The organism is Pseudoxanthomonas sp. Root630 (assembly GCF_001427585.1).
Taxonomy (GTDB): domain Bacteria; phylum Pseudomonadota; class Gammaproteobacteria; order Xanthomonadales; family Xanthomonadaceae; genus Pseudoxanthomonas_A.
In genome coordinates, this window is record NZ_LMGY01000012.1 from 238,548 (window position 1) to 262,665 (window position 24,118).

At 69.6% G+C, this 24,118-nt stretch carries 23 protein-coding genes; 16 read left to right on the forward strand and 7 right to left on the reverse strand.

Annotated features, from left to right (window positions below; all coding sequences use genetic code 11):
- Positions 1-34: 34 nt before the first annotated feature.
- The 3 genes from mltB (at position 35) to ASD72_RS07270 (ending at position 3,618) form a co-directional block, all read left to right on the forward strand.
- Complete coding sequence (gene mltB / locus ASD72_RS07260) at positions 35-1,174, forward strand: lytic murein transglycosylase B (RefSeq protein WP_056879262.1); 1,140 nt, start codon at positions 35-37, stop codon at positions 1,172-1,174.
- A complete protein-coding gene (locus ASD72_RS07265) occupies positions 1,171-2,301 on the forward strand; it encodes a septal ring lytic transglycosylase RlpA family protein (RefSeq protein ID WP_056879263.1) in 1,131 nt (376 codons plus the stop codon). Before mltB ends, ASD72_RS07265 begins: the two co-directional genes overlap by 4 nt.
- A 114-nt stretch (positions 2,302-2,415) precedes the next feature.
- Positions 2,416-3,618 carry a D-alanyl-D-alanine carboxypeptidase family protein gene (locus ASD72_RS07270; RefSeq protein WP_056879264.1) on the forward strand — a complete coding sequence of 401 codons (1,203 nt, stop codon included), beginning with the start codon at positions 2,416-2,418 and terminating at the stop codon, positions 3,616-3,618.
- A gap of 59 nt (positions 3,619-3,677) precedes the next feature.
- Here the strand turns inward: ASD72_RS07270 and ASD72_RS07275 are convergent, their stop codons facing one another.
- Complete coding sequence (locus ASD72_RS07275; protein WP_056879265.1) at positions 3,678-4,541, reverse strand: hypothetical protein; 864 nt, start codon at positions 4,539-4,541, stop codon at positions 3,678-3,680.
- Between the two features lie 271 nt (positions 4,542-4,812).
- Here ASD72_RS07275 and ASD72_RS07280 point away from each other — a divergent pair, with 271 nt between their 5' ends.
- The 4 genes from ASD72_RS07280 (at position 4,813) to glnE (ending at position 9,777) form a co-directional block, all read left to right on the forward strand.
- Positions 4,813-5,724, forward strand: a complete 912-nt coding sequence (locus ASD72_RS07280) for a CsgG/HfaB family protein (RefSeq protein WP_155944584.1) — start codon at positions 4,813-4,815, stop codon at positions 5,722-5,724.
- Positions 5,725-5,823: 99 nt separating this feature from the next.
- The gene (locus tag ASD72_RS07285; RefSeq protein ID WP_056879267.1) at positions 5,824-6,102 is read left to right on the forward strand and encodes a DUF493 family protein; all 279 of its coding nucleotides are present in this window, start codon (positions 5,824-5,826) and stop codon (positions 6,100-6,102) included.
- Positions 6,090-6,758, forward strand: a complete 669-nt coding sequence (gene lipB, locus ASD72_RS07290) for a lipoyl(octanoyl) transferase LipB (protein WP_056879268.1) — start codon at positions 6,090-6,092, stop codon at positions 6,756-6,758. Before ASD72_RS07285 ends, lipB begins: the two co-directional genes overlap by 13 nt.
- Positions 6,759-6,948: 190 nt before the next feature.
- Positions 6,949-9,777, forward strand: a complete 2,829-nt coding sequence (glnE, locus tag ASD72_RS07295) for a bifunctional [glutamate--ammonia ligase]-adenylyl-L-tyrosine phosphorylase/[glutamate--ammonia-ligase] adenylyltransferase (RefSeq protein ID WP_056879269.1) — start codon at positions 6,949-6,951, stop codon at positions 9,775-9,777.
- Between the two features lie 57 nt (positions 9,778-9,834).
- Here the strand turns inward: glnE and ASD72_RS07300 are convergent, their stop codons facing one another.
- Both ASD72_RS07300 and ASD72_RS07305 read right to left on the reverse strand, forming a co-directional pair.
- Positions 9,835-10,401 (reverse strand): hypothetical protein, encoded by a 567-nt coding sequence (locus tag ASD72_RS07300; protein ID WP_056879270.1) that lies wholly within the window; start codon positions 10,399-10,401, stop codon positions 9,835-9,837.
- Positions 10,398-11,354 carry a mitochondrial fission ELM1 family protein gene (locus ASD72_RS07305; protein WP_056879271.1) on the reverse strand — a complete coding sequence of 319 codons (957 nt, stop codon included), beginning with the start codon at positions 11,352-11,354 and terminating at the stop codon, positions 10,398-10,400. Before ASD72_RS07305 ends, ASD72_RS07300 begins: the two co-directional genes overlap by 4 nt.
- Before the next feature lie 138 nt (positions 11,355-11,492).
- Between ASD72_RS07305 and ASD72_RS07310 the strand changes: the two genes are divergently transcribed.
- The 6 genes from ASD72_RS07310 to ASD72_RS07335 all read left to right on the forward strand — a co-directional run bounded on the left by ASD72_RS07310 (position 11,493) and on the right by ASD72_RS07335 (position 16,388).
- Positions 11,493-12,080, forward strand: a complete 588-nt coding sequence (locus ASD72_RS07310) for a malonic semialdehyde reductase (RefSeq protein WP_056879272.1) — start codon at positions 11,493-11,495, stop codon at positions 12,078-12,080.
- A gap of 21 nt (positions 12,081-12,101) precedes the next feature.
- Complete coding sequence (locus ASD72_RS07315) at positions 12,102-12,680, forward strand: YceI family protein (RefSeq protein WP_056879273.1); 579 nt, start codon at positions 12,102-12,104, stop codon at positions 12,678-12,680.
- Between the two features lie 148 nt (positions 12,681-12,828).
- Positions 12,829-13,026 carry a zinc-finger domain-containing protein gene (locus tag ASD72_RS07320; protein WP_056879274.1) on the forward strand — a complete coding sequence of 66 codons (198 nt, stop codon included), beginning with the start codon at positions 12,829-12,831 and terminating at the stop codon, positions 13,024-13,026.
- A gap of 36 nt (positions 13,027-13,062) precedes the next feature.
- The gene (locus ASD72_RS07325) at positions 13,063-14,202 is read left to right on the forward strand and encodes a glycosyltransferase family 4 protein (RefSeq protein WP_056879275.1); all 1,140 of its coding nucleotides are present in this window, start codon (positions 13,063-13,065) and stop codon (positions 14,200-14,202) included.
- Positions 14,174-15,493, forward strand: a complete 1,320-nt coding sequence (locus tag ASD72_RS07330) for an O-antigen ligase (RefSeq protein ID WP_056879276.1) — start codon at positions 14,174-14,176, stop codon at positions 15,491-15,493. Before ASD72_RS07325 ends, ASD72_RS07330 begins: the two co-directional genes overlap by 29 nt.
- On the forward strand, positions 15,483-16,388 hold the full coding sequence (locus ASD72_RS07335) for a lysophospholipid acyltransferase family protein (RefSeq protein WP_056879277.1): 906 nt from the start codon (positions 15,483-15,485) through the stop codon (positions 16,386-16,388). The genes ASD72_RS07330 and ASD72_RS07335 overlap by 11 nt, the downstream gene beginning before the upstream one ends.
- On the opposite strand, the gene lpxL is transcribed toward ASD72_RS07335, so the two are convergent.
- Positions 16,379-17,311 carry an LpxL/LpxP family Kdo(2)-lipid IV(A) lauroyl/palmitoleoyl acyltransferase gene (gene lpxL, locus ASD72_RS07340; RefSeq protein ID WP_056879278.1) on the reverse strand — a complete coding sequence of 311 codons (933 nt, stop codon included), beginning with the start codon at positions 17,309-17,311 and terminating at the stop codon, positions 16,379-16,381. The genes ASD72_RS07335 and lpxL overlap by 10 nt on opposite strands.
- Positions 17,312-17,350: 39 nt before the next feature.
- Here lpxL and waaA point away from each other — a divergent pair, with 39 nt between their 5' ends.
- Together waaA and ASD72_RS07350 are read left to right on the forward strand one after the other, a co-directional pair.
- Positions 17,351-18,652 carry a lipid IV(A) 3-deoxy-D-manno-octulosonic acid transferase gene (waaA, locus tag ASD72_RS07345; protein ID WP_056879279.1) on the forward strand — a complete coding sequence of 434 codons (1,302 nt, stop codon included), beginning with the start codon at positions 17,351-17,353 and terminating at the stop codon, positions 18,650-18,652.
- The gene (locus tag ASD72_RS07350) at positions 18,649-19,869 is read left to right on the forward strand and encodes a CaiB/BaiF CoA-transferase family protein (RefSeq protein ID WP_056879280.1); all 1,221 of its coding nucleotides are present in this window, start codon (positions 18,649-18,651) and stop codon (positions 19,867-19,869) included. Before waaA ends, ASD72_RS07350 begins: the two co-directional genes overlap by 4 nt.
- Positions 19,870-20,051: 182 nt before the next feature.
- On the opposite strand, the gene ASD72_RS07355 is transcribed toward ASD72_RS07350, so the two are convergent.
- The 3 genes from ASD72_RS07355 to ASD72_RS07365 form a co-directional block, all read right to left on the reverse strand.
- Positions 20,052-21,398, reverse strand: coding sequence for a TolC family outer membrane protein (locus ASD72_RS07355; RefSeq protein ID WP_056879281.1), 1,347 nt, complete (start codon positions 21,396-21,398; stop codon positions 20,052-20,054).
- 22 nt (positions 21,399-21,420) lie between these two features.
- Positions 21,421-22,077, reverse strand: coding sequence for a protein-L-isoaspartate O-methyltransferase (locus ASD72_RS07360; protein WP_056879814.1), 657 nt, complete (start codon positions 22,075-22,077; stop codon positions 21,421-21,423).
- Positions 22,078-22,224: 147 nt separating this feature from the next.
- Positions 22,225-22,896 (reverse strand): TetR/AcrR family transcriptional regulator, encoded by a 672-nt coding sequence (locus ASD72_RS07365; RefSeq protein ID WP_056879282.1) that lies wholly within the window; start codon positions 22,894-22,896, stop codon positions 22,225-22,227.
- Between the two features lie 79 nt (positions 22,897-22,975).
- Here ASD72_RS07365 and ASD72_RS07370 point away from each other — a divergent pair, with 79 nt between their 5' ends.
- Entirely contained in the window at positions 22,976-24,115 is a 1,140-nt protein-coding gene (locus ASD72_RS07370) for an efflux RND transporter periplasmic adaptor subunit (protein WP_056879283.1), read from the forward strand.
- Positions 24,116-24,118 lie beyond the last annotated feature (3 nt).

The following is a 24,118-nucleotide window of genomic DNA, read 5'->3' on the forward strand; positions in this document are numbered from 1 at the left end:
CCTGCACGGAAAGTCGCGTGCTACCCTCGCGACGATGATGCGACGCGTACTTCCCTGTCTTCTGGTGCTGGCCCTTGCGTCCTGCGCCACACCGCAACCGCCGCCGCCGGGATCCTCGGCGACTCCTTCCGACGCTGCGACCGCGACGCCCGCCGAGACGTCGGTGGAGCGCGTGGCCGACGTGCCGCCCGAGGCGCTCGCGCCGGTCGATTTCCCCACCGCGCGCGCGCAGTTCGTGCGCGATACCGCGGCGAAGTACGGCATCGCCCCCGCCGACATCGAGGCCACGCTGGCCAAGGCGCAGTTCCTCGACAGCGTGGTCGCGGCGATGTCGCGCCCCGCCGAGCGGGTGAAGCCCTGGAGCGAGTATCGCGTGGGCTTCCTCACGCAGACGCGCATCGATGGCGGCCGTGCCTTCCTGGCGCAACATCGCGACGAGCTCGCCCGCGTCGAGCAGCAGTACGGCGTGCCGCCGGAGGTGATCGTCTCGATCATCGGCGTGGAGACCAACTACGGCGGCTTCACCGGCCGGCACAAGGTGCTGGATGCGCTGTACACGCTGGCCTTCCGCTACCCGCGCAGCGGCAATCCCGAGCGCGTCGCCTACGAATACCGCCGCGAGCAGTTCTTCCGCGACGAACTGGCGCAGCTGTTCGCGCTGGGCCGCGAGGAGAACCTCGACATCGCCACCCTGACCGGCAGCTACGCCGGCGCGATGGGCCTGGGCCAGTTCATGCCGTCGAGCTACCGCGAGTTCGCGGTGGACGGCAACGGCGACGGTCGTCGGGACCTGTTCACCACGTATCCGGACATCTTCGCGTCCATCGCCAACTACTTCCGCAAGAAAGGCGGCGAGCGCGGCGGCTGGGTGCCGGGCGGCGCGGTGGTAGCGCGTGCGCAATTGCAGGACGGCTATCCGGAGTTCAACCCGGAAACCTGGACGCCCGACTACACGCTGGTGCAGCTGGCCGAGAAGGGCTACCGCCCGCTCGATCCGGTGGCGCCCGACGCCACCGCCACGCTGGTGCAGCTGGATGGCGCCGACGGCAAGCAGTACTGGCTGGGCTTCCGGAACTACTACGCGATCACCCGCTACAACAACTCCAAGATGTACGCGATGGCGGTGTACCAGCTGTCGCAGGCCATCGCCGGCCGCGAGATTCCGCCGGCATGAGGTGGCTCGCGCTGCCGATGCTGGTCGTCGCCCTGGCCGCGTGCAGCACGGCACCGAAGAAGTCCCCGCCGCCGCCGTTGTCCGGCGGCACCACGACATCGCCGTCCTCCTCCTCGCGCCCCACGGCGGGCAAGGACTGCTCGCGCTACGCGCCCGCGCAGGAAGACCTGTCCACGCGGGGTGATTACAAGGCGGGCGGCCTGTACAAGCCCGGCGTGGCCGATACCACCCCCGACCACGTGCCCGACCTGGAGTGCATCCGCGAACCCGTCGTCACCGCCGAGGCGCGCTCACGCGTGGGCAACAAATCGCCGTACACCGTGCTGGGCAAGCAGTACCGCGTGCTCGATCGCGTGGACGACTACGTGGAGCAGGGCACTGCGTCGTACTACGGCAACAAGTTCCATGGCCGGCGCACCTCCAACCAGGAGGTGTACGACATGTACGCCTACAGCGCGGCGCACAAATCGCTGCCGCTGCCGAGCTTCGCGCGCGTCACCAACCTGGACAACGGCAAGTCGGTCGTCGTCCGGGTGAACGATCGTGGCCCGTTCCACGAAGGACGCGTGATCGACCTGAGCTACGCCGCCGCGGTGAAGCTGGGCATTACCCAGCGCGGTACAGGCCGTGTGGAAGTGCGTGGCCTGGCCCCGGACGGACGCGCGCTGGCCGAGGCGCCCGCCGCGACCCCAACGCCCGTGGCGACGCCGTCGCAGATGGACGCCCTGGTCGACCGCTTGCCCCAGGGCACCACCGCGACCGCACAGGGCTTCGAACAGTGGATGCAGGCCAACGGCGTGCGCGTGGCGACCGGCAAGCCCGGCGGCGCGGCGACGCCGGTGGTGGCGACGACCGTATCAGCGTCCGTGCCATCGGCCCCGGCGCCCGCTGCGACGTCGCCGCTGCAATTGCAGGTAGCCAGCTTCTCCAGTCGCGACAATGCCGACCGCGCGCTTGCACGTCTGGCGGCTGCCGGCATCGCCGACGCGCGGTTGACCGACGTGCCCGGTAACGGCGGCACGCTATGGCGGTTGCGCGTCGGTGCGCCGGATGCCGCGACTGCGGAGGCCCTGGCCGGCCGCATCGCGGGCCTCGGCTTCGGCCGTCCGCAGCTGGTGCGCGAATAATCGCGGGAAACCGCCGGTTTTTTTACGTTCTTCCAACCCACGAACGGGCCGGCCTCCCTACAATATCCGCCTTGAATCGTCAGGCCCGCGGGCCTTGCCAGGAGTTTTCCGCCGATGAAGTTCCGTTTCGCCCTTGCCGCGCTCGCGACCACCGCCATGGGCCTGGCCATTGCCCAGACGCCCGCGCCGACCCCGGCGCCCACCGCTGCCGCGCCCGCTGCGCCCGTCGAGATCCCGCCGCCGCCCAAGCCCACCGCCACCGCATGGGTGCTGGTCGACTACATCACCGGCCAGGTGCTGGCGGGCGAGAACTACAACGAGCGCGTCGAGCCGGCCAGCATCACCAAGGTCATGACCTCGTACGTGCTGGCGGCCGAGCAGAAGAACGGCAAGATCAAGCCTGACGACCAGGTGATGATGAGCGAGCGCGCCTGGCGCGAGGGCGGCGCCGGTACGGACGGCAGCTACAGCGGTTTCGCCGTCAACAAGACCGCGCCGTTGCTGGACATGGAAAAGGGCATGGCCGTGCAGTCGGGCAACGACGCCGCCATCGCCCTGGCCGAGCACGCCGCCGGCAGCCAGGAAGCGTTCGCGTCGCTGATGAACAACTACGCCGCGCAGATCGGCATGAAGGGCTCGCACTTCGTCAACGCGCACGGCCTGTCCGCGCCGGAGCACTACTCGACCGCGTACGACCTGGCGCTGCTGGGCCGCGCCTTCATCCGCGACTATCCCGAACAGTACGCCTTCAACAAGATCAAGGAATTCACGGTCGGCACGATCACCCAGCCGAACCGCAACCTGCTGCTGTGGCGCGATGCCAGCGTCGACGGCATCAAGACCGGCCACCACTCCGCCGCCGGCTATTGCCTGATGAGCTCGGCCAAGCGTGGCGACCAGCGCCTGGTCGCGGTGGTGATGGGTTCCACCTCCGAGAAGCAGCGCGCCGACGATAGCCTGGCGTTGCTCAACTGGGGTTTCCGCTTCTACGAGACGCACCGCCTGTACGAGCCCGGCAAGGTCATCGCCACGCAGCGCGTGTGGAAGGGCACGACCAAGGAGGTGCAGCTGGGCGTCGCGCAGCCGATGCTGGTCAGCGTGCCGCGTGGCCGCTACGGCGACCTGAAGCCGACGATGGACGTGCCCAAGACGCTGGTCGCACCGATCACGCAGGGCCAGGCCATCGGCACGGTGAAGGTCACGCTGGACGGCAAGGTGGTCGCGCAGTCGCCGCTGGTGGCGATCACGCCGATCGAAGAAGCCGGCTTCTTCAAGCGCCTGTGGGATGCGTTCTGGATGTGGTGGGAGTCGGAGTGATCCGCACCCGTCCATGACGATCAAGAAGCCGGCGCATGCCGGCTTCTTCGTTTCCGCCATCAGTGGATGCCGGCGGCGATCAGGCCGATGGCGATGATCGCCAGTGGAATGGCCAGCAGGTTCAGGCGGCCCAGTCGTTCGCCGAACCCGAACATGCCCACCAGCGTGCCCAGCACCACGACGCCGATGTTCATCATCGAGAACACCACCGCCGGGTGATCCGGCAGTGCGCGGTGGGCCTTCACGTAGAACAGGATGTTGGCGAAGTTCAATGTGCCCAGCAGCAGGCCCGCGCCCAATGCGGAACGGGTCGGCGCGATCCGCGACCGCCAGAGGCGCAACCCCTGCACGAGCAGCATCACCGCGAATGCGGCGATGAAGGCCACCTGCAGCGATGCCGCGAACGGCGTACCGGCTGCGGCCAGGCGCTTGAGCAGCACGTCCACGCTGGCGTAGCCGACCAGCACCAGCAGCGGCAGCGCCCAGGCCTGCCATCCATCGCTGCGCGTGCCGCGTTCCGGCCGCGCCACCAGGCAGGCGATCGCCACCACGCCCAGCACGAGGCCGGCGATCCGCAGCGCATTGGCCTGTTCGCCGAACCACAGGAACGCCGCCAGCAGCGACAGCACCAGCGACATGCGCTGCGCGATGTCGGTGCGCACGATGCCCGCGGCGCGCACGGAGGCCGACAGTGCCAGGAAGATGCCGGGCAGCAGCAGCGCCAGCAGCGCGAGTTCGGTCCATGGCGTGCCCGCGTGGCCGAGGGCCGCCAGCGGCGGGTCCAGCAGGCCGAAGCACAACAGCGAGGCCGCCAGGTAATTCCAGGTGATGCCCTGCGCGGTATCGATCCCGCGCCGCTGCATCAGCTTGAGCAGCACGGAGACCAGGACGCTGCAGGCGACGCTGATGAGCAGGTAGACCATGGCGCGACTCGGAGAAGGGGCGCGGGATTATCGCGCCTGAACGCAGGCCCGTGCGGCGCCGTCGCGCATGGCCGTCGCACCTCACTCTTCGCGTGCCTATCGGGAAGGACGGCCACCATCGCCTATCATCGGGTCCGGGAGATGCGACGCGCGTCGCGTCGTTCGCCCGGCCCACGGAACAACCCGCACCATGCGGATCACCACTTTTCAAGGAGATGCACGAGTGAACAGGGGAACACGACACACGGTACTGGCGACGGCCTGCCTGCTGATGGCGGCTGCCGCGACGCCCGCGTTCGCACAACGCGCCAGTGCGCAGGACCAGCGCAAGCAGCAGATGGCGGAAATCCCGACCTGCTCCAAGCCGCTGGGCACGATTTCGGTGATCGAGCCCGAGGACGGCGTGAACTGGTGGAGCGGCCAACAGCTGCCGGCACCGTCGAAGTTGATCAAGGTGTTCGTCAACAAGTCGCGCTGCTTCACCCTCGTCGATCGCGGCGCGGGCCTGGACGCGGCGATGGGCGAGCGCGCGCTGGCCTCCAGCGGTGAGCTGCGCAACCGCTCCAACATCGGCAAAGGCCAGATCCGCGCGGCGGACTACGTGCTGGTGCCGGACCTGATCTCACAGAACAGCAACGCCGGCGGCAACGCGATCAGCGGCCTGCTGGGCGGCCTGGTGGGCGGCAACGTCGGCCGCGTGGTCGGCGGGCTGGACTTCAAGAAGAAGACCGCCGATGTCGTCCTGACCGTCACCGACGTGCGTTCGTCCGAGCAGGTGGCCATGGCCGAGGGCAGCGCGAAGAAGACCGACATCGGCTGGGGCGCGGGCGGCAGCCTGTTCACCGGCAGCCATTGGGGCGGCGGCGGCGCCAGCGGCTACGCCAACACCGAGATCGGCCAGGTCATCACGCTGGCCTACCTGCAGGCCTACACCGACCTGGTCGCCCAGCTGGGCGGCGTGTCCGGCAACGCCTCGGCCTCCAACGCCCAGCAGGCGGTGGAAATGACCAAGCCGGGTCGGTTGTTCGCCAACCCCAAGGGCACCGGCAAGGCGGTGCGCGACCTCGATCCGGGCATGATGCTGTACCCCACCGGCAACAAGGAGGGCGTCATGTGGGAAGTCGAGGACGAACTGGGCAACAAGGGCTGGGTTTCGTCCAGCCTGGTGCAGCTGGCGCGCTGAACCGCGACCGCTGCCTGCCGGAGGGCCGCCCGAGGGCGGCCCTTCGCGTTTCCGGGCCCGCGGCTTGGCTTTCACGCCCCGCGTCCCAATAATTCCCGCATGGAAATCAAATCCGACAACCCCGAACACGGCTTCCAGTTCCCCGGCACCTTCGAGCTCAGCGCGATGGGCACCGCGGGCACCGGCCTGGAGACCGAACTGCCGCGCCTGCTGGAATCGGCTGGCGTGGAGGTCCTGCACGAAGACATCAGCTGGAAGCACTCGAGCAACGGCAAGTACGTGTCGGTGCGCATCCGCTTCCGTGCCGAGGACCGCGCCCAGTACGACGCTGCGCACAACGCGCTGCGCGACCATCCGGAAGTGAAGTGGACGCTGTGAGCGCGCCCTGCATCGTCCGCGAACTCGGTCGCCAGCCGTACGAACCGGTGTGGCGCGCCATGCAGCGCTTCACCGATGCGCGCACCGATGCCACCGTCGACGAACTGTGGCTGGTCGAGCACGACCCCGTCTTCACCCTCGGCCAGGCCGGCAAGGACGAGCACGTGCTCGCGCCGGGCGACATCCCGGTGGTGCATGTCGATCGCGGCGGCCAGGTGACCTACCACGGCCCCGGCCAGATCGTGGCGTATCCGCTGTTCGACCTGAAGCGCCTGAAGGTCGGCGTGCGCGATTACGTCTGCAAGATCGAACAGGCGATGATCGACACGCTGGCCGAATGGAACATCCACGCCGAACGCAAGGACGGCGCCCCCGGCGTCTATGTCGCCGGCGCGAAGATCGGCGCACTCGGCATCCGCGTGCGCCGCGGCTGCACCTTCCACGGCCTGGCGTTCAACATCGCGATGGACCTGGAGCCGTTCCATCGCATCAATCCCTGCGGTTACCAGGGGCTGCAGGTGGTTTCGCTGGCCGATCTCGGCGGCCCGGCCGGCATGGACCAGGTGAAGCCGGTGCTGCTGAGCCACATGGCGGACCAGTTCGGCCTGTCCCTGCAGCACGAAGCCGACCTGCCGGACCTGTCGCAGGCGGCATGATCCCGGCTCGTTGTAGGAGCGACGTAAGTCGCGACCGCACGACTGGGCAGCCAGCGGAAGTGAAGGGAAGGCAAGCGCATGTGCGCTGACTAGAGGCGCCCTGACCGTAGTCCGATGCCGTGTCGTGGTCCGCGGTCGCGACTTACGTCGCTCCTACAACAGTCCGGATCGCATGCCACAATCCGTCGCCATGAACGACGCGAACCTGTCCCTCGATGCCGAACGCGATGCGCTGACTGACCGCGGCCTGGCGCGACTGCGCGCCGCGTCGGCGGACTCGGACGCACTGCTGGCCGACGCAGGCAACGTCGGCCGCGTTTCGCGCGTGATCGCCGCCAGCGATTTCGCGCTGGAAACCCTGCGCCGGCAGCCCGACCTGCTCGCGGCCCTGCTTCGCGACGACGGCGCTGCGCCGTGGCCGGTGCCCGTGCTGGTCGCGGACAACACCGCGCAATGGCCCGTACTGTTGCGTCGTTACCGCACGGCCGAATCCACGCGCCTGGTATGGCGCGACGTGCATGGCCTGGACACCGTGGACGACACGCTGGCCGGCACCACGCGCCTGGCCGAGGTCTGCCTGCAGACCGCACTCGATGCGCTGGAAGTCGAATTCGCGCAACGCCACGGCGTGGTGCGTGCAGCCGATGGCAGTGCGCAGCGACTGGTGGTGTTCGGCCTGGGCAAGCTGGGCGGCGGCGAGCTGAATTTTTCCTCCGACATCGACCTGGTCTACGCCTATCCGCAAGGCGGCGATTCCACGCCTGCCCCCGCGCAGGCGGGGGGCGCGCGTTCGCTCGCGGCCGAGGACTACTTCATGCGGCTGGGCCAGCGCCTGGCGAAGCTGCTGGACGAACCCACGGCGGAGGGCTTCTGCCACCGCGTCGACCTGCGCCTTCGGCCGTTCGGCAACGCCGGGCGCGTGGCGCTGTCGTTCGCCGGCATGGACCAGTACTTCCAGCGCGAGGGACGCGACTGGGAGCGCTACGCCTGGTTGAAGGCGCGGGCCGTGGCCGGCGACATCGAGGCGGGCGAGCAATGGCTGGAGTCGCTGCGGCCCTTCGTCTACCGGCGCTACCTGGACTACACCGCGCTCGATGGCCTGCGCGAAATGAAGGCCGCCATCGCCGCCGAAGTCGCGCGCCGCGAACTGGCCGACGACATCAAGCGCGGCCCGGGCGGCATCCGCGAGATCGAATTCCTCGTGCAGGCGTTGCAGCTCATCCGTGGCGGGCGCGAAGCAGCGCTGCGCGAACGGCGCCTGCGCGTGGCGTTGCCGGCGCTGGTGGCGACCCGGCAGGTCTCGCCGGAGGAAGGCGAGATGCTCGCGGGAGCCTATCGCTTCCTGCGCCGCCTGGAGAACCGCCTGCAGATGCTGCGCGACGCGCAGACCCATGCGTTGCCGGAGGCGGCACTGGACCGCCATCGCATCGCGCGCGGGCTGGACTATCCGGACTGGGACGCACTGCGCGCCGCGCTGGACGTGCAGCGCGAACGCGTCTCCGCGGAGTTCGCGGAGCTGCTCGCGCCGCGCCAGCGCGATGCCGAGCCGGGCGCGCTGGCGCTGTACTGGCGCGCGTTGCCGGAAGGAGGCGATGCGTCGCCGCTCGCGTCATCGGGGTTCACCGATCCGGGCAGTGCGGACAACGCGCTGCGTGAGTTCGCGCAATCCAGCGGCGTGCGCGCGCTGTCCGACGGTGCGCGCGCGCGGCTTGATCGTGTCGTCCCGTCGCTGCTGGACGCCTGCGTGCGCTCGCGCCAGCCCGATGCCGCGCTGCGCCGCGTGTTGCCGCTGCTGCAGGCGATCCTGCGTCGTGCCAGTTACCTCGCCCTGCTCGACGAACAGCCGAGTGCGCTGGCGCGCCTGGTCGACGTGTTGGCGCGCAGCGCACTGCTGGCCGAACGGCTCGCGCAGTACCCGTTGTTGCTGGACGAACTGCTGGACACGCGCGTGGCCGGGCCGATGCCCGACCGTGGCGAGCTGCGTGCCGAATGCGAGGCGGCACTGCTCGAAGACGATCCGGAAGCCTGCCTGCGGGTCTTGAACGAGCGGCGGCTCGCGTTGAGCTTCCGCGTGGCGCTGGCCGCGCTGGACGGTCGCCAGGCGGCGCGCGACAGCGTGCGCCAGTTGGCCTGGCTGGCCGACGAGGTGGTCCGCGTGGTGCTGCAGGTGGCGACGCGCGACGTGCTGGCCGCGCATGGCCGCGTGCCCGATGGACGCTTCGCGGTGGTCGGCTACGGCAGCCTGGGCGGCGAGGAACTGGGCTTCGGTTCGGACCTCGACCTGGTGTTCCTGTTCGACGCGCCGGCAGGCGCGGAATCAGATGGCGCGCGCGCGCTGGAAGCGGGGCGCTGGTACGCGCGTCTCGCGCAGAAGATCGTCGCCCTGCTCGGCGCGGTGACGGCGGCGGGCCGGCTGTACGACGTCGACGTGCGCCTGCGCCCCGATGGCGCGAAAGGGTTGCTGGTGTCGTCGCTGGCGAGTTTCACCGAGTACCAGCGCGACCGTGCGTGGACCTGGGAACACCAGGCCCTGGTGCGCGCCCGTGCGATGGCCGGCGACTTGTCCTTGCGAGACGCCTTCGAGGAGGTCCGCAGCCTCACGCTGGCCCATCCGCGGGATGCCGACACCCTGCGCGGCGAGGTGGTGAAGATGCGTGCGCGCATGCGCGCCGAACTCGACCGCAGCGATGCCGCGCGCTTCGATCTCAAGCAGGGCGCGGGTGGCCTGGTCGACCTCGAGTTCCTGCTGCAGTACCTGGTGCTGCGCGATGCCGGTCTGCGACCGGGCCTGCAGCGGCCGCGCGACACGCCGGGCCTGCTGGTCGCACTGGCGGAAGCGGGCGTGCTGTCGCCGGAGCAGGCGGCTGCATTGGACGCGGTGCACGCCACCTTCGTGGCGGAGGGCCTCGCCTGCACGCTGGACCGGCGTCCGCGCCTGGTGGTGGAGAACGCGGCGCTGGCCGCTGCGCGCGCGCTGGTGATGCGGACGACGTCCGCGCATGGGCTGGATTTCGCCTGACTTCATGCGGCCCACGGTGCGATCGGTTGTCCGGCGTCCGCGGGCGGGACGTGTGGCTCAGGGAACTTGATGAGAGAAGTGTGCGGCGGTCATGCCGGCTTCGATCAGCTTGCGCAGACCGCGTGCGAGCGCGGTTTCATCATCCTGATCCCAGCAGAGCCCGGGTTTGACGAGGTCGGGGTCATCGTCGCCCATGCCGAGACTGGCGTGGAACACCATGTCGTAGATGTCTTGAAGGGCTGCGTCGCGCTTCATCGCGTCGGAGATGTCGAGGGTACTTCCACGCACGGTGGCGGCGATGTCATCGAGCATGTTCCATGCATGCAGGAACATGCGGCAGTCCTGGCGCAGCACCTCGCGTCCATCCAGGTGGGTCAGTCGCGTATCGACCTCATCCAGATCCACGTGGTGCGACTCGTCCCAGGCGATGCGGTGAGCGACGGTGCTTTGCCGCACGGTCTTCGGGTCGAAGACCGCGATCTGCCGGGGTCCATCGCATAGCAGGTGATCGAGGGCGCCCTGGCCAATGGCGCCTTCGACGCCGGGGACCCACAACACCAGGTACTCCCTGCCGCGCCAGCGGAGACAAACCGGGTAAAGCGTGGGTTCCACCGCGACGTTCAAGCCGGGAAACCCAAGCGCCGCCGTACTTCGGCAGCAATGCGCCCGGTTTCGCGCAAGGGTTCGCCCCTGAATGGCGTCGGCCCGTCGGCAAGATCATGGATGCGCCCTCGCTGGCGCATTGCATCGAGGAAGCGGCGGGGACGCCCGGTAACGCGCTCTGGTTCAAACACCTGCACCGGCGCGCGCGTGCCGCATGCTTCCGACAGCATGTTGACCGACTCCGGCGTGCAGACGATCCGGTCGGCCCAGGCCAACAGGCCGGCGTAGGGATTCGGGCCGTCGGCGGGAGCGCACCACAGCACGGTATCCGCGCGCGATGCGTAGCGCTGGCGAAGGGCCTGCACGACGTCGGCAGGGGTGCGGCGCGATGTCGTGATCATCAGGCTGCCCGTGCCGATCGCTTCGTCGATGGCGTCGGCGAGTCGCGCGAACGCCGCGGCATCGAAGGTGTAGTGCGCACTGCCGCCACCGATCAGCAGCGCGGTCCGCGGCGAGGGCAGGGCGGCGAACGACGGAAACGCGGTGCGCGCATCGTCCAGCCAGGCATCGTCGATCGGGTTGAGGCTGCCGAGCAGGGTGAGCACGTTGGGCCCGGCCAGTCCGTCATGCGCCGGTGCGATGACCAGGTCCCAGTGCGACGGGTCGATGCGCGGGTCGAGGATCTGGATGGCGCGGCTGCCGCGCTCGCGCAGCAGCCGCGTCGCGAGTGCGGCTTGGCGCCCGCAGCCGATGGCCAGCGCGGGTGGCGCGCTCCATGCGGCATGGAACGCGGGCCCGAACGCCTGCGATGCGCCGGGCAGCCTGCGGGGCGCCATCCAGCGCCAGGGCGCACGGGGCAGCAGCACGATCTCGTCCGCCATCCGCGCCAGTGCGCGTGCCAGCGCCTGCACCTGGCGCACGTTGCCGGCATGGCCGTCGGTGAAGGTGCAGGTGCGGGGCGAATCGGCCGTCACGGGGCGTTTTCGTTCCACTGGTTAAAACAATCCGTTCCGGGACGGCTGGATGTTGTCATAGTCAGGACACTCTACACTGCCCCCGCATTCGCTGGCCCGGGACACCGGGTTCCGTCTTCTTCCTGCCGCAGGTTTCCCATGCCCCAAGCTCTCGACGCCGCTTCGCTGGACCAGTTGTTCCGCACCGCCCGCACCTACAACGCCTTCGGTGGCGAGGTCAGCGACGAGACGCTGCGGCAGCTGTACGACCTGCTGAAGTTCGGTCCCACCCAGGCCAACACCACGCCGGCGCGCTTCGTGTTCGTGAAGTCGGCCGAGGCCAAGGCCAAGCTGGGCCCGGCGCTCGACGAAGGCAACTACGCCAAGACGATGGCGGCGCCGGTCACCGTGATCATCGGTCGCGACGAGGACTTCCACGAGAAGCTCCCGTTCCTGTTCCCGCATACCGACGCCAAGGTCTGGTTCGATGGCCCGCGCGAAAACCGCACCAAGCCTGCGCTGCGCAACGCCAGCCTGCAGGCGGGTTACCTGATCGTCGCCGCGCGCGCGCTGGGCCTGGACGCCGGCCCGATGACCGGCTTCAACGCCGCGAAGGTGGACGAAGCCTTCTTCGCCGGCACCGCGATCAAGTCCGACATCCTGGTCAACCTGGGCCATGGCGACCCCGCCAGCCTGTTCCCCCGTTCCCCGCGCCTGGGCTTCGACGAAGCCGCACGCATCCTCTGACCCACCCCCTGGAGATTCCCCATGCGCAAGACCCTGCTCGTTGCCGCCCTGTTCGCCTTCGCCGGCTCCGCCTTCGCCGCGCCGGTGACCTACAAGCTCGACCCCGGCCACACCAATGTGTTGGCCAGCTGGAACCACTTCGGCTTCTCGAACCCGAGCGCCAACTTCGGCCAGGCCGACGGCACCCTGGTGTACGACGCCGACAAGGTGTCCGCCTCGAGCGTGCAGGTCACCCTGCCGCTGACCGGCCTGAGCGCGTTGGCCGACCAGTTCTACGACCACCTGACCAGCGACAAGTGGTTCGATGCCGCCAAGTACCCCACCGCCACCTTCAAGAGCACCAAGGTCGAAGCCGCGGGCGAGGGCAAGCTGAAGGTCACCGGCGACCTGACCATCAAGGGCATCACCAAGCCGGTCGTGCTGGACGTGACCCTGAACAAGGCCGGTGAGCACCCGATGAAGAAGGTGCCGGCGATCGGCTTCGACGCCACCGCCACCGTGAAGCGCAGCGATTTCGGCGTGGGCGCGTACGCCCCGATGGTCAGCGACGACGTGACGCTGAAGATCACCACGGAAGCGACGGCCGACGCCAAGAAGTAAGTCGCGTCCTTCGGCCGTCCTCCCGGCCGAGGCTTCCAGAACGCCGCCCCGTCCCGGGCGGCGTTCTTCGTTCCGGGCCCCGCGCCTTGGGGCGTCCGGGAGCGGCTGGTAGACTGGCCGCCCCTGTTTCGCCACTGTGTCCACCGCCATGAGCCAGACCGCCACCGCGCCCGCCAACGCCGAGAAGCGCTACACCGTGAGCCGCGCGGACCTGCCGCTGAGCTGCCCGCTGCCGTCGATGGCGCTGTGGAATTCGCACCCGCGCGTGTACCTGCCCATCGAGGACGCGCCGGGCGGCGACGTGCAGTGCCCGTACTGCGGTTCGCACTTCGTCCTGGCCGACTGACCGGCCGATGCCGGCCCCTCGCATGGCCCGCCGACCATGCGCCGACTGACCGTCGTCCAGCTGCTGCCGGCCCTGGAATCCGGCGGCGTCGAACGCTCCACCCTTGAGATCGCCGATGCGCTGGTGCGCGCCGGCCATCGCGCCATCGTGGTGTCTGCGGGCGGTCGCCTCGTGCCGACGCTGCTGGCGTCCGGTGCCGAACACATCACCCTCGACATCGGTCGCAAGTCGCTGCTGACGTTGCGCCATGCCGGTGCGTTGCGCCGACTGTTCGCCGAGGTGAACGCCGACATCGTGCATGCGCGTTCCCGGCTGCCGGCGTGGGTCGGGAGATGGGCGTTGCGCGGCATGCCTGCGGGATCGCGCCCGCGCTTCGTCACCACCATGCACGGGCTCAATTCGCCGGGTCGCTACAGCGCGGTGATGACGCACGGCGAGCGCGTGATCTGCGTGTCGGACACGGTGCGCCGCTACCTGCTGCAGCACTATCCACGGACCGACCCCGCGAAGCTCGTCGTCATCCCGCGTGGTATCGATCCCGCGCAGTTCCCGCGTGCCGCCTCGCCCGATCCCGCCGCGCGCGCGTGGGCGGCCGCGCAGCATCCCGCGCTGGCGGGCGATGGGCCGCTGCTGCTGTTGCCCGGTCGCGGCACACGGCTGAAGGGGCACGCGGATGCGCTCAGGTTGCTGTGTCGCCTGCGCGAAGCGGGCGTCGATGCGCGCCTGTGGATGCCAGGCACGCGCGAGCCGGGGCGGGAGTCCTACGTCGCCGAGCTGGAAGCCGCAGCGCAGCGTGATGGCATTGCCGATGCATGGGCCATCACCGCGCCCACTGCGGAGATCGCGCGCGCCTACGCCGCCAGCGACCTGGTGCTGCAACTCTCGCGCAAGCCGGAAGCCTTCGGTCGCACCGTCATCGAAAGCCTGTCGGTAGGCCGTCCCGTCGTGGGCTGGGCGCACGGCGGCGTAGGCGAACTGCTGGCCGGGCTGCAGCCGCAAGGCGCGGTGCCTGCATTCGACGAGGACCGCCTGTTCGAGGCGACGCGATCGATGCTCGCCCATCCGCCGCCGCCATTGGCTACGATGGAGGCCTACTCCCTGCGCGCGATGCAGGAAGCGACGCTGGCCCTCTACCACGATCTTGCCGATGACCGCCGACCTGCCCTCGACTCCTGACACGCCCGTACGCCGCGCGCACGGCTGGCGATGGGCGCCCGCGTGGGTGCTGACCTTCGTCGCCCTGTGGCCGGCGCCGGGTTACGCCGAAGCGGTGATGGTGCTGGGTGCCCTCGCGGCCATCATCCGGCTGCTGCTAGGCCGATTCCGTGGCGGCACGCGCCTGCTCAGCGGTCCGGCCTGGGCACTGACCAGTGCGTTGTTCGCCGCGTACTGGCTGCCGGAAGCGATTTCGGCCATCGATGCCGTCGATGTCGGGCGCGCGCTGCGCGAGGCTGCGGTGGACCTGCGCTACCTGCCGTTCCTGTGGCTGGTCGCATCGGCGGTCGCCAATGCGCGGGCGCGCCGCACGACCTTCAACGGGTTGGCGGTGATCGTGGGGATCTGGACGCTGGATGCGCTGGCGCAGGTCGTGTTCGGCACCAGTCCGCTGTTCTGGGGCCTGGACCAGCTCAAGCAGCTGATCAGCGGGCGGCCGATGTGCACGCTGGTCGAGGTGGCGGCGGTCGATCGCCTCAGCGGTTTCCTGGGCCCCTGCAATCTCAAGCTCGGCGTCGTCATGGCCAGCCTGTCGCCCTTCCTGCTGTTCGCGGCGGCGAAACGCCTCGATACGTTGGGCTGGTTGTTGGCAGCGGGTGCGATCGGCCTGGTGATCCTGCTTGCCGGCGCGCGCGCCGCATGGATCACCTACGCGCTGGTGCTGGTGTGGTCCGGCTGGCGGCTGCTGGGTTTCCGCCGAATGCTGGGCGTGCTGGCGGCAGGCGTGCTGGTGCTGACGTTGCTTTCGGTCTCGTCGGCGCAGTTCCGCGACAGGATCCTGCGGACCACGCACGCACTCACCGCCAACGAATCCGGCGTCGACACCGCGCTGTCGGGTCGTGCGCAGATCTGGTCCGCTGCGGGCTGCATGATCGTGGAACACCCCGTCAACGGGGTCGGCGCGCGCGGGTTCCGCGAAGCGTATCCCGGCTGCGATGCCAGCCCGGAGACACGCCCGGCCTGGGGCGAGGGCCCCGCCCTGCACGCGCACCAGCTGGTGCTGGAAGTACTCAGCGAGACCGGCATCATCGGCCTGTTGCTGTGGTTGGCCGGCGTCGCGCTGGCGTGGCGTGCCTGGCGCTACGCCACCCCGGAGGCGAAGGAACGCGCGCGTCCCGCGATGCTGGCGCTGGCGGTGACGGTGTTCCCGTTCAACACGCACCTCGCGTTCTATTCCACCTTCTGGGGCGGACTGACGCTGATGCTGGCGGCGCTGTACGCCGGCAGCCTGCTGGCGCGCGATGACGAATGAGGCCGGACGTGCGCGACGCTGCGCCTTCGTCGCACCTGCGAACCTGATCGCCACGGCGATCGCGGCACTGCCGCAGCGCGCGCTGCTCGCACTGGGTACGTGGGTGACGTGGGTACTGTGGCCGGCACTGGGCAAGCGTCGCCGCTATGCGGCCACCAACATCGCCCTGTGCTTTCCCGAGCTGGATGCCGCGGCACGGGCCCGCCTGCTGCGCGCCAACCTGCGTGCGACCGTGACGGGCGTGCTGGAGCTGGTGCGCGGCTGGTTCGCTTCCCCGGGCCGGCTTCGCGGCCTCGCCGACGTGGAAGGCCTGGAACACGTGCGCGCCGCGCGCGAACGCGGGCAGGGCGTGTTGCTGTTCGGCGGACACTTCCCGCATTCCGAGCTGTGCGCAAGGCTGTTGGGCGAAGCGCTCGGCGAGCGCGTGAACATCGTCGCCCGCCGCAACAACGATGCCTGCATCGAGCGCTGGCTCGACGGCGCGCGTCGCCGCGCCTTCGCCGACGTCATCGGCAAGAAGGACGTGCGCGGCCTGCTGCGCACGCTCACGCGCGGCGGGATCGTGGCGTACTCCGCCGACCAGGATTTCAACTACCAGAACGCGTTCGTGCCGTTCTTCGGTATTCCCGCCGCGACACTGACGGCGACGCCCGATCTGGCGCGGCGAGGCAACGCCGTCGTGCTGCCGTTCTGGTTCCATCGCGACGGCGCCGGCCGTTACAAGCTGCGCATCGAACCCACCTGGAGCGACTGGCCGAGCGGCGACCCGGCCCGGGATGCGGCGCGCTACATGGCCGAACTCGAAACCGTCGTGCGCCAGCATCCCGAGCAATACCTCTGGGTGCACCGGCGATTCAAGACACGGCCGCCCGGCGAGCCGGGTCTCTACCGGTAAAGCTCGCCGCGACCGTCGGGCTGGCGCTTGAAGCGCCGGTGGATCCACAGGTACTGGGTCGGCGCCTCGCGCACCATCGCTTCGATCGCCGCGATCACGCGCGCGGTGTCGGCGGTGGCGTCGGAAGACGGGAAGTCCTCGAGGGCGGGCGACAGCCTCAGTGTGTAGCCGCCGTCTTCGCGCCGGGCATGCGAGAAGGCGATGACCGCGGCACCCGACAGCCGCGCGAGCTGGTGGGTCGATGTCAGGCTGTAGGCGGGATGGCCGAAGAACGGCACGAACACGCTCTCGCCGCGGCGCGTGTCCTGGTCGGGCGCGAACCACAACAGCCCGCCCTGCTTGAGGTGCTTCAACGCCGGGCGCAGCTCGTCGCGGGTGAACATGGCGGTGGCATAGCGCAGGCGGCCACGCTTCACCGCCCACTCCATCGCGCCCTGGTCGTGCGGGCGGTACATGCCGGCCAGCGGTGCGTAGTCGCACATCAGGCGCGCGGAAATCTCCAGCGTGGTGAAGTGCCCGGAGACCACGATGACGCCGCGCCCGCCGGCCTGCGCCGCGGCCAGGTGTTCCAGGCCCTCGACGCGCACGTTGCCGCGCATCGGCGCCACGCTGCCCCACCAGGCGCGCGCGAACTCGAACAGGCCGATGCCGAGTTCGCCGAAGCCCGCGCGCGCCAGCGCGTCCTGTTGGGCGGCATCCAGCTCGGGAAAGCACAGGGCGATGTTGCGCCGTGCCACATGCCGGCGCTCGCGCATCAGCGCGAACAGCACGGCGCCGATGCCACGCCCCAGCGGGCGCTGCAGGGCCCACGGCAGGCGCGCGGCCAGCCACGCCAGGCCGACGCCGGCCCAGGACGGCCACTGGCGCAGCCCCAGCGGCGGGCGCTCGTTCGCGTCGGGGGATCGTTTCTCGGGTTCGGCCATGACCCATTGTAGCGGCGGCGCCGGGTATCCTTGGCGGCGATGCCGAACCGAACCGCCGAACGCCTGCTGCGCGCCCTGTATTCGGCGGTGCTGTACGTGCTGACGCCGGTCACCGTCTACCACCTGATCTGGCGCGGCTTCCGCTATCCCGATTACTTCCAGCGCTGGAACGAGCGCTACGGCAGCTACGACGCCTCGCCGCGACCGGTGGACGTGTGGCTGCACGCGGTGTCGGTCGGCGAGGTCAATGCCGCGGCCCCTGTGGTGGACGCGCTGCTGAAGCGCCATCGTGGCCTGCGGCTGCTGATCACCACCATCACGCCGACCGGCTCCGAGCGCGTGCGCGCGCTGTGGGGCGATCGCGTGCTGCATGTCTATTCGCCTTACGACCTGCCCGGTGCCGTCGCGCGCTTCCTCGACCACTTCCCGCCGCGGCTCGCATTGATCATGGAGACCGAACTGTGGCCCAGCCTGCTGTTCGGCTGCCACGACCGCAAGGTGCCGGTCTACATCCTCAATGCGCGGTTGTCGGCGCGCTCGCTGCGCGGCTACAGCGTGCTGCGCCCGCTGATCGCGCGCACGCTGCGCACCGTGCGCCGCGTGGCGGCGCAGTCCGAAGGCGATGCCGCGCGCTTCGTCCAGCTCGGCGCCGCGCCGGAGCAGGTGCGCGACGTCGGCAACCTCAAGTTCGACATTCCGGTGCCGGCCAACCTGCAGGACATCGTCGCCGGTTTCCGCGGGCACCTGGCGCAGGGACGCCCGGTATGGATCGCCGCCAGCACGCACGAAGATGAGGAAGCGCCGGTCCGCGAGATCCACGCCCGCCTGCGCCAGCGTTGGCCGAACCTGTTGTTGCTGTGGGCGCCACGGCATCCGGAACGCTTTCCACGCGTGGTCGATGGCGCGCGCGAGGCGGGCTGGAAGGTGGGTGCGCGCCGTGCCGACCAATGGCCTGCCGGCGACGACGATGTGTTCGTGCTCGATACGCTGGGCGAACTGATGGCGTTCTACGCCTGCGCCGACGTGGCCTTCGTCGGCGGCAGCCTGCAGGCGATCGGCGGGCACAACCTGCTCGAACCCGCCGCGGTCGGCACGCCTGCCGTCACCGGTCCGCATCTGCACAATTTCACCGAGATCTCCCGTCGGCTCAAGGAAGCCGATGCGCTCGTCATCGCGCCGGACACCGATGGCGTGGCGCGTGCGCTGGAAGATCTGCTCGGCGACGATGCGCGCCGTGAAGCGATCGCAGCGAACGGAAGGGCGCTGGTCGAACACGGGCGCGGTGCGCTCGCGCGGACGCTGGTGATGATCGCGCCGCACCTGCCCGCACCGGTGGCATGAGCGCCATCACGCCGCGAGCGCTGGCCGGCGTGCGCGTCCTCGACCTCACGCGCGTGCTGGCGGGCCCATGGTGCACGCAGGTGCTCGCCGACCTGGGCGCGGACGTCATCAAGATCGAACGCCCCGGCACCGGCGACGACACGCGGGGGTGGGGTCCGCCGTTCCTGCGCGACGCGTCCGGAAACGAAACGGACGAATCCGCTTATTACCTGTGCGCCAACCGCAACAAGCGTTCGCTGACGGTGGACCTGTCGACGCCAGGGGGCCAGGACGTCATCCGCCGCCTCGCGACGCAGTGCGACGTGCTGGTGGAGAACTTCAAGGTCGGCGACATGGCGCGCCATGGCGTGGACGCCGCCTCGTTGCGCGCGCTGAACCCGCGCCTGGTCTATTGCTCGATCACGGGCTTCGGCCAGGATGGGCCGTATGCGCAGCGCGCGGGCTACGACTTCGCCGTGCAGGGACTGGGCGGGCTGATGAGTCTTACGGGGGAAGCCGATGGCGAACCGCAGAAGGTGGGCGTAGCGGTCGCCGACCTGTTCACCGGCATGTACGCCACGGTCGCCATCCTCGCGGCGCTGCGCCATCGCGACGCGACCGGCGAAGGGCAGGTGATCGACATGGCCTTGCTGGATGCGCAGATCGCGATGCTCGCCAACCTGGGCAGCCACACCCTGGTCGGCGGCGCAGTGCCGCCGCGGCAAGGCAACGCGCACGCCAACATCGTGCCGTACCAGGTCTTCGCCGTGGCCGACGGCCATCTCATCGTCGCAGTGGGCAACGACCGCCAGTTCGCCCGCCTGTGCGACCTGCTCGGCCTCGCGGCGCTGGCGCAGGACGCGCGCTACGCGACCAACGCCGCGCGCGTGCGCCATCGCGATGCGCTGGTGCCGGTGTTGCAGGAGGCATTCCGCACACGCGGACGGCATGCGTGGCTGGCATCGCTGGAAGCGGCCGGCATCCCGTGCGGACCGGTGAACGATCTCGCCGACGCATTCGCCGACCCGCAGGTGCAGGCGCGCGGCATGATCGTCGAGACCCCGCATCCCCTGGCCGGCGAGGTGCCGCTGGTGGGCAGTCCGATGAAGCTGTCCGCGACACCGGTCGAGCCCCCGCGCGCGCCGCCCTTGTTGGGGGAGCACACGGTCGATGTCCTGCGCGAGGCGGGGTTCGACGATGACGAGATCGCCGTACTGCGTGAGCGTGGCGCGATCTGAAAGCCTTCCTGTAGGAGCGACGTCAGTCGCGACCCGGAATCTTCCCCGCACGGAACGCATCTCTCGCACGGTAAGCGTGCGGTCGCGACTGACGTCGCTCCTACAAGAAACGAAATACAAGGCCGGAAACGACAACGGCGGGCCGAAGCCCGCCGTCGCGTTCGCGCGAAGCGCGCGAGGCTTTACTGCGAAACCGGCTGCGACGACAGGCGCGCTTCGGCGTCGGCGGTCAGCAGGCGGTTGACGTCCTGCACGTCGGCGCCGTCGAGCGTGCCGGCGGCCTGTTCAAGCAGCAGGCGGTTCTGCAGGAAGTTGTAGCGGGCCTGTGCGTATTCGACCTGCGCCTGGAACAGCGTGCGCTGGTTCTGCAGCACGTCCAGCACGGTGCGGGTACCGACTTCCAGGCCGACCTGCGAGGCATCCAGCGCGCTCTGCGCGGAGACCACGGCCAGGCGGCGGGCTTCCACTTCGCTGACACCGGCGACCAGCGCCTGGTAGGCATTGCTGGTGTTGCGGATCAGCGCGCGACGGGTCTGCTCCAGGCCATCGGAGGCACGGTCACGCTGGGCCAACGCCTGGCGGACGCCGGACTGGGTGGCGCCACCGGAGAAGATCGGCACGGTCAGGGTCACGCCCCAGTTGTAGCCTTCGCCATCCTGCGACAGGGTGCCCGGCACGCTGTCCCAGTCGGTGCCGTTCGAGTAGGCGCCGCGGAAGTTCAGCGTGGGGTAGTGGCCGGCGCGCGCGCTGGACACGCCGTGTTGCGCGGATTCCAGCTGGTACTGCGCCGACTTCAGGTCCGGGTTCTGTTCGATCGCGCGATCGACCCACGCCTGCGCGTTCTGCTCGGCCGGCAGTTCCGGGCGGAAGTCGTCCGGCAAGCCCTTCAGGCCGCTGATCGGCTGGCCGGTGATCTCGGCGAGCGCGCGGTAGCTGTCGTCCAGGGCGTTGCGGGCCAGGATCGTGTTGGCGCGGGCGCTGTCGTACTGCGCGCGGGCTTCGTGCACGTCGGTGATGGGCGCCAGACCCACGTCGAGGCGCTTCTGCGCGTAGTCGAACTGCTTCTTCGAGGCGGCTTCGTTGGTTTCCGCGGCGGCCAGCGACTCGATGCCGATCAGCACGTTGAAGTAGGCGGCCGAGGTACGGGTGATCAGATCGTTGTTCGCCGAGGCCAGGTCGTAGTCGGCGGCCTGGCTGATGGCCTTCTGGCCGCGCAGGTCGGCGATGCGGCTCCAGTCAAAGATCGTCTGGCTCAGCGAAGCGCCGTAGCTGCGGCTCTTGCCGTCGCCGGTCGGGCTGCCCGGGCGGCTGTTGTGCGTGAGGTCGTAACCGGCGCTGCCGCTGATCTGCGGCAGCAGGGCGGCGCGCGCCTGCACAGCGCCTTCCTTGTCGATCAGCCGGGTGGATTCGGCGATGGACAGCGTGGTGTCGCCGGCGCGCGCCAGCTCATAGGTCTGCATCAGGTCGGTGGCATTGGCCGCGGACGGCAGGGCCAGGGCGAGCGCTAGTGCGAGGGGGCGACGGCTCATGCGGGTTCCTTTTTGTAATGCTTCAGAAGACGAACTGGGGCGCCGGCGCGGCGCCGACAAGATAGGAGAGGTCGGTCTCGAACAACGATTCGATGCGCGGACCGTTGACATCGTTGACGTGCAGAACGGCTTCCATCACCGGCGACGCGCCGCGCACCACGAACAGCCGGCCACCGGGACGCAGCCATTGCAGGAAGCGCGCCGGCACGGCAGCGACGGCCGCGGTCACGCAGATCACGTCGAAGCGGCGGTCGGTGTCCCAGGCGAGCGCATCCACGGTCTCGATCCGGACGTTGGTGCCCAGGCCGGTCGCGTCCAGGCGCGCACGCGCGGCGGCGGCCAGTTCCGGCTGGATTTCCAGGCTGACCACTTCGCGCGCCAGGTTGCCCAGGCAGGCGGTGAGATAGCCGCTGCCGGTACCGATCTCGAGCACGTCTTCGGCCGCCTGCGGCTTCAGCGCCTGCAGGGTGCGGCCTTCGACGACGGGCTTCATCATCGACTGGCCGTGGCCCAGCGGCAGTTCCAGGTCCGCGTACGCCAGCGCGCGGTGCGACTCGGCCACGAAGGCCTCGCGCGGCAGCGTCGCCAGCGTCTCCAGCACGCGCGCATCCAGCACGTCCCAGGGACGTACCTGCTGCTCGACCATGTTTTCGCGGGCCTGGGTGTAGTTGATCGTCATGGGGGTGGTCATCCGACGCGGGAGGCTGGGCCGGGCATTTTACCGGGCCGGCTGCCTCCGCGCTGGGCAAGGATCGGGGCAGCCGTCGCGGCCGGCGCAGTGCCGGAAGTCACCGCGACCTCCTGCGTGCGGGGCTGGGCTTCAGCTTCAGCGGCGGCCATAGGCCCTCAGGAACATGTCCACGGTGGCGTCGATATGGCGACCGACATCGACCGGGCGGGGCTGGCTGCACAGGCCGCAGGTCATCCGGGCATGCACTTCGCCCTTGATCAGGGTGAAGAACTGCACGGAAGCCGTCGCCACGTCGGGGATGTCCAGCTCGCCCTTGGCCACCTGGCCCTGCAGCAGGGCCGCGAAGGCATCGTGGGTGCGCTGCGGACCGGCTTCCCAGAAGGTCTGCTTGAGCTTGTCGTCGATGTTGCCGGGGACCATCATCATGCGGTGCGTGCTGATGGCCTCCTCGCTGGTGATCAGTGCGAAGAACGCCTGGGCGATCGCCTTGAGCTGGTCGCGCAGGGTGCCCTTGAGCTCGATCTCGAACAGCGCGTCCGGCAGCATCTCTTCGCATTTGGCCTGCACGGCCGCGGCGAACAGCGCGTCCTTGTCACCGAAGTGGCTGTAAACCGTCAGCTTGGAGACCCCGGCCTCGGCGGCGATCTCGTCCATGCTCACGCCATTGAAGCCTTCCCGCGCGAACAGCTGCTTGGCGGCTTCCAGGATGGCGGCGCGCTTGCCCAGGTCCTTCGGACGGCCGGGCCCGCTGGCGGCAGGCTTGGCGGTGGGTTTGCGGCGGTTGGCGGAGGGGGGCGGGCTGACCATGATGTAATACTAGACTACTCGGTTCGATATTTATACTATACCGGCAAGTCCACTAATTGAAATGCCCACGGAGCGGTTTATGCGCCAGATGCGCTGGAACGGAGTGTTCGGGATGCTGCTGTTGGGCCTTGCCGCCTGCAGCGCGGAGAAGCCGGCGGAAACGGCGCGTCCTGCCCTGGTCGTACAACCGGGTGGCGGTGCGGAAGCCGCCTTGTCGGCGTACGCCGGCGAAGTGCGCGCCCGCGAGGAAAGCCCGCTGTCGTTCCGCGTAGGCGGCAACCTGGTCCGACGCAATGTCGATGCCGGCGCGCGCGTGCAGAAGGGCGAAGTGCTGGCCCTGCTCGATCCGGGCGATTTCGCACTGCAGGCGCAGGCTGCGCAGGCGCAACTGGCCGCCGCCGAGGCCGACCTGGTTCGCGCACGCGGTGATCGCGATCGCTACGCGAAGCTGGTGGGCGACAAACTGATCAGCCAGTCCGCCTATGACGCGCAGGTCGCGTCGTACAAGGCCGCCGAAGGCCAGGCGCGGGCGGCGCGCGCGCAGATGGACGTGATGCGCAACCAGGAAGGCTATTCGCAGCTGCGCGCGCCGCGCGATGGCGTGATCGCCAGCCGACAGGCCGAAGCGGGCCAGGTGGTGGCAGCGGGCCAGACCGTGTTCACGCTGGCCGCCGATGGAGGACGCGAAGTCGCGATCGGCCTTCCCGAAAACCGCATCCGCGAATTCAGCGTGGGCCAGCCGGTCGTCATCGAGCTGTGGAATGCGCCCGGCCAGCGCCTGCCGGGCGCCATCCGCGAGATCGCGCCGGCGGCCGACGCGCAGACGCGTACCTACGCCGCCCGCGTGAGCCTGGTCGGCGATGCCGTCCAGCAGGTCGAACTGGGCCAGAGCGCACGCGTCTACGTGCAGGAGAACGGCACCAAGGCCGCACTGAAGCTGCCGCTTTCGGCCGTGCAGCGCGGCGAAGACGGCAAGACATCCGTGTGGATCGTCGATCCGGCGAGCGGCAAGGTCCGCGCGCAGGTCGTGCAACTGGGGCGCTACGGCGAGTCTTCGGTGCCGGTGCTCGGTGGCCTCAAGGCGTCCGACTGGGTCGTGGCCGCGGGTGGCCACCTGCTGCGCGAGGGCCAGGTCGTCGCGCCGGTGGACCGCAACAATCGGCCGCTGAAGCTCACGGCCGGTGGCGGCACCGCCAACATCGCCTCGCGCTCGGAGTAACGG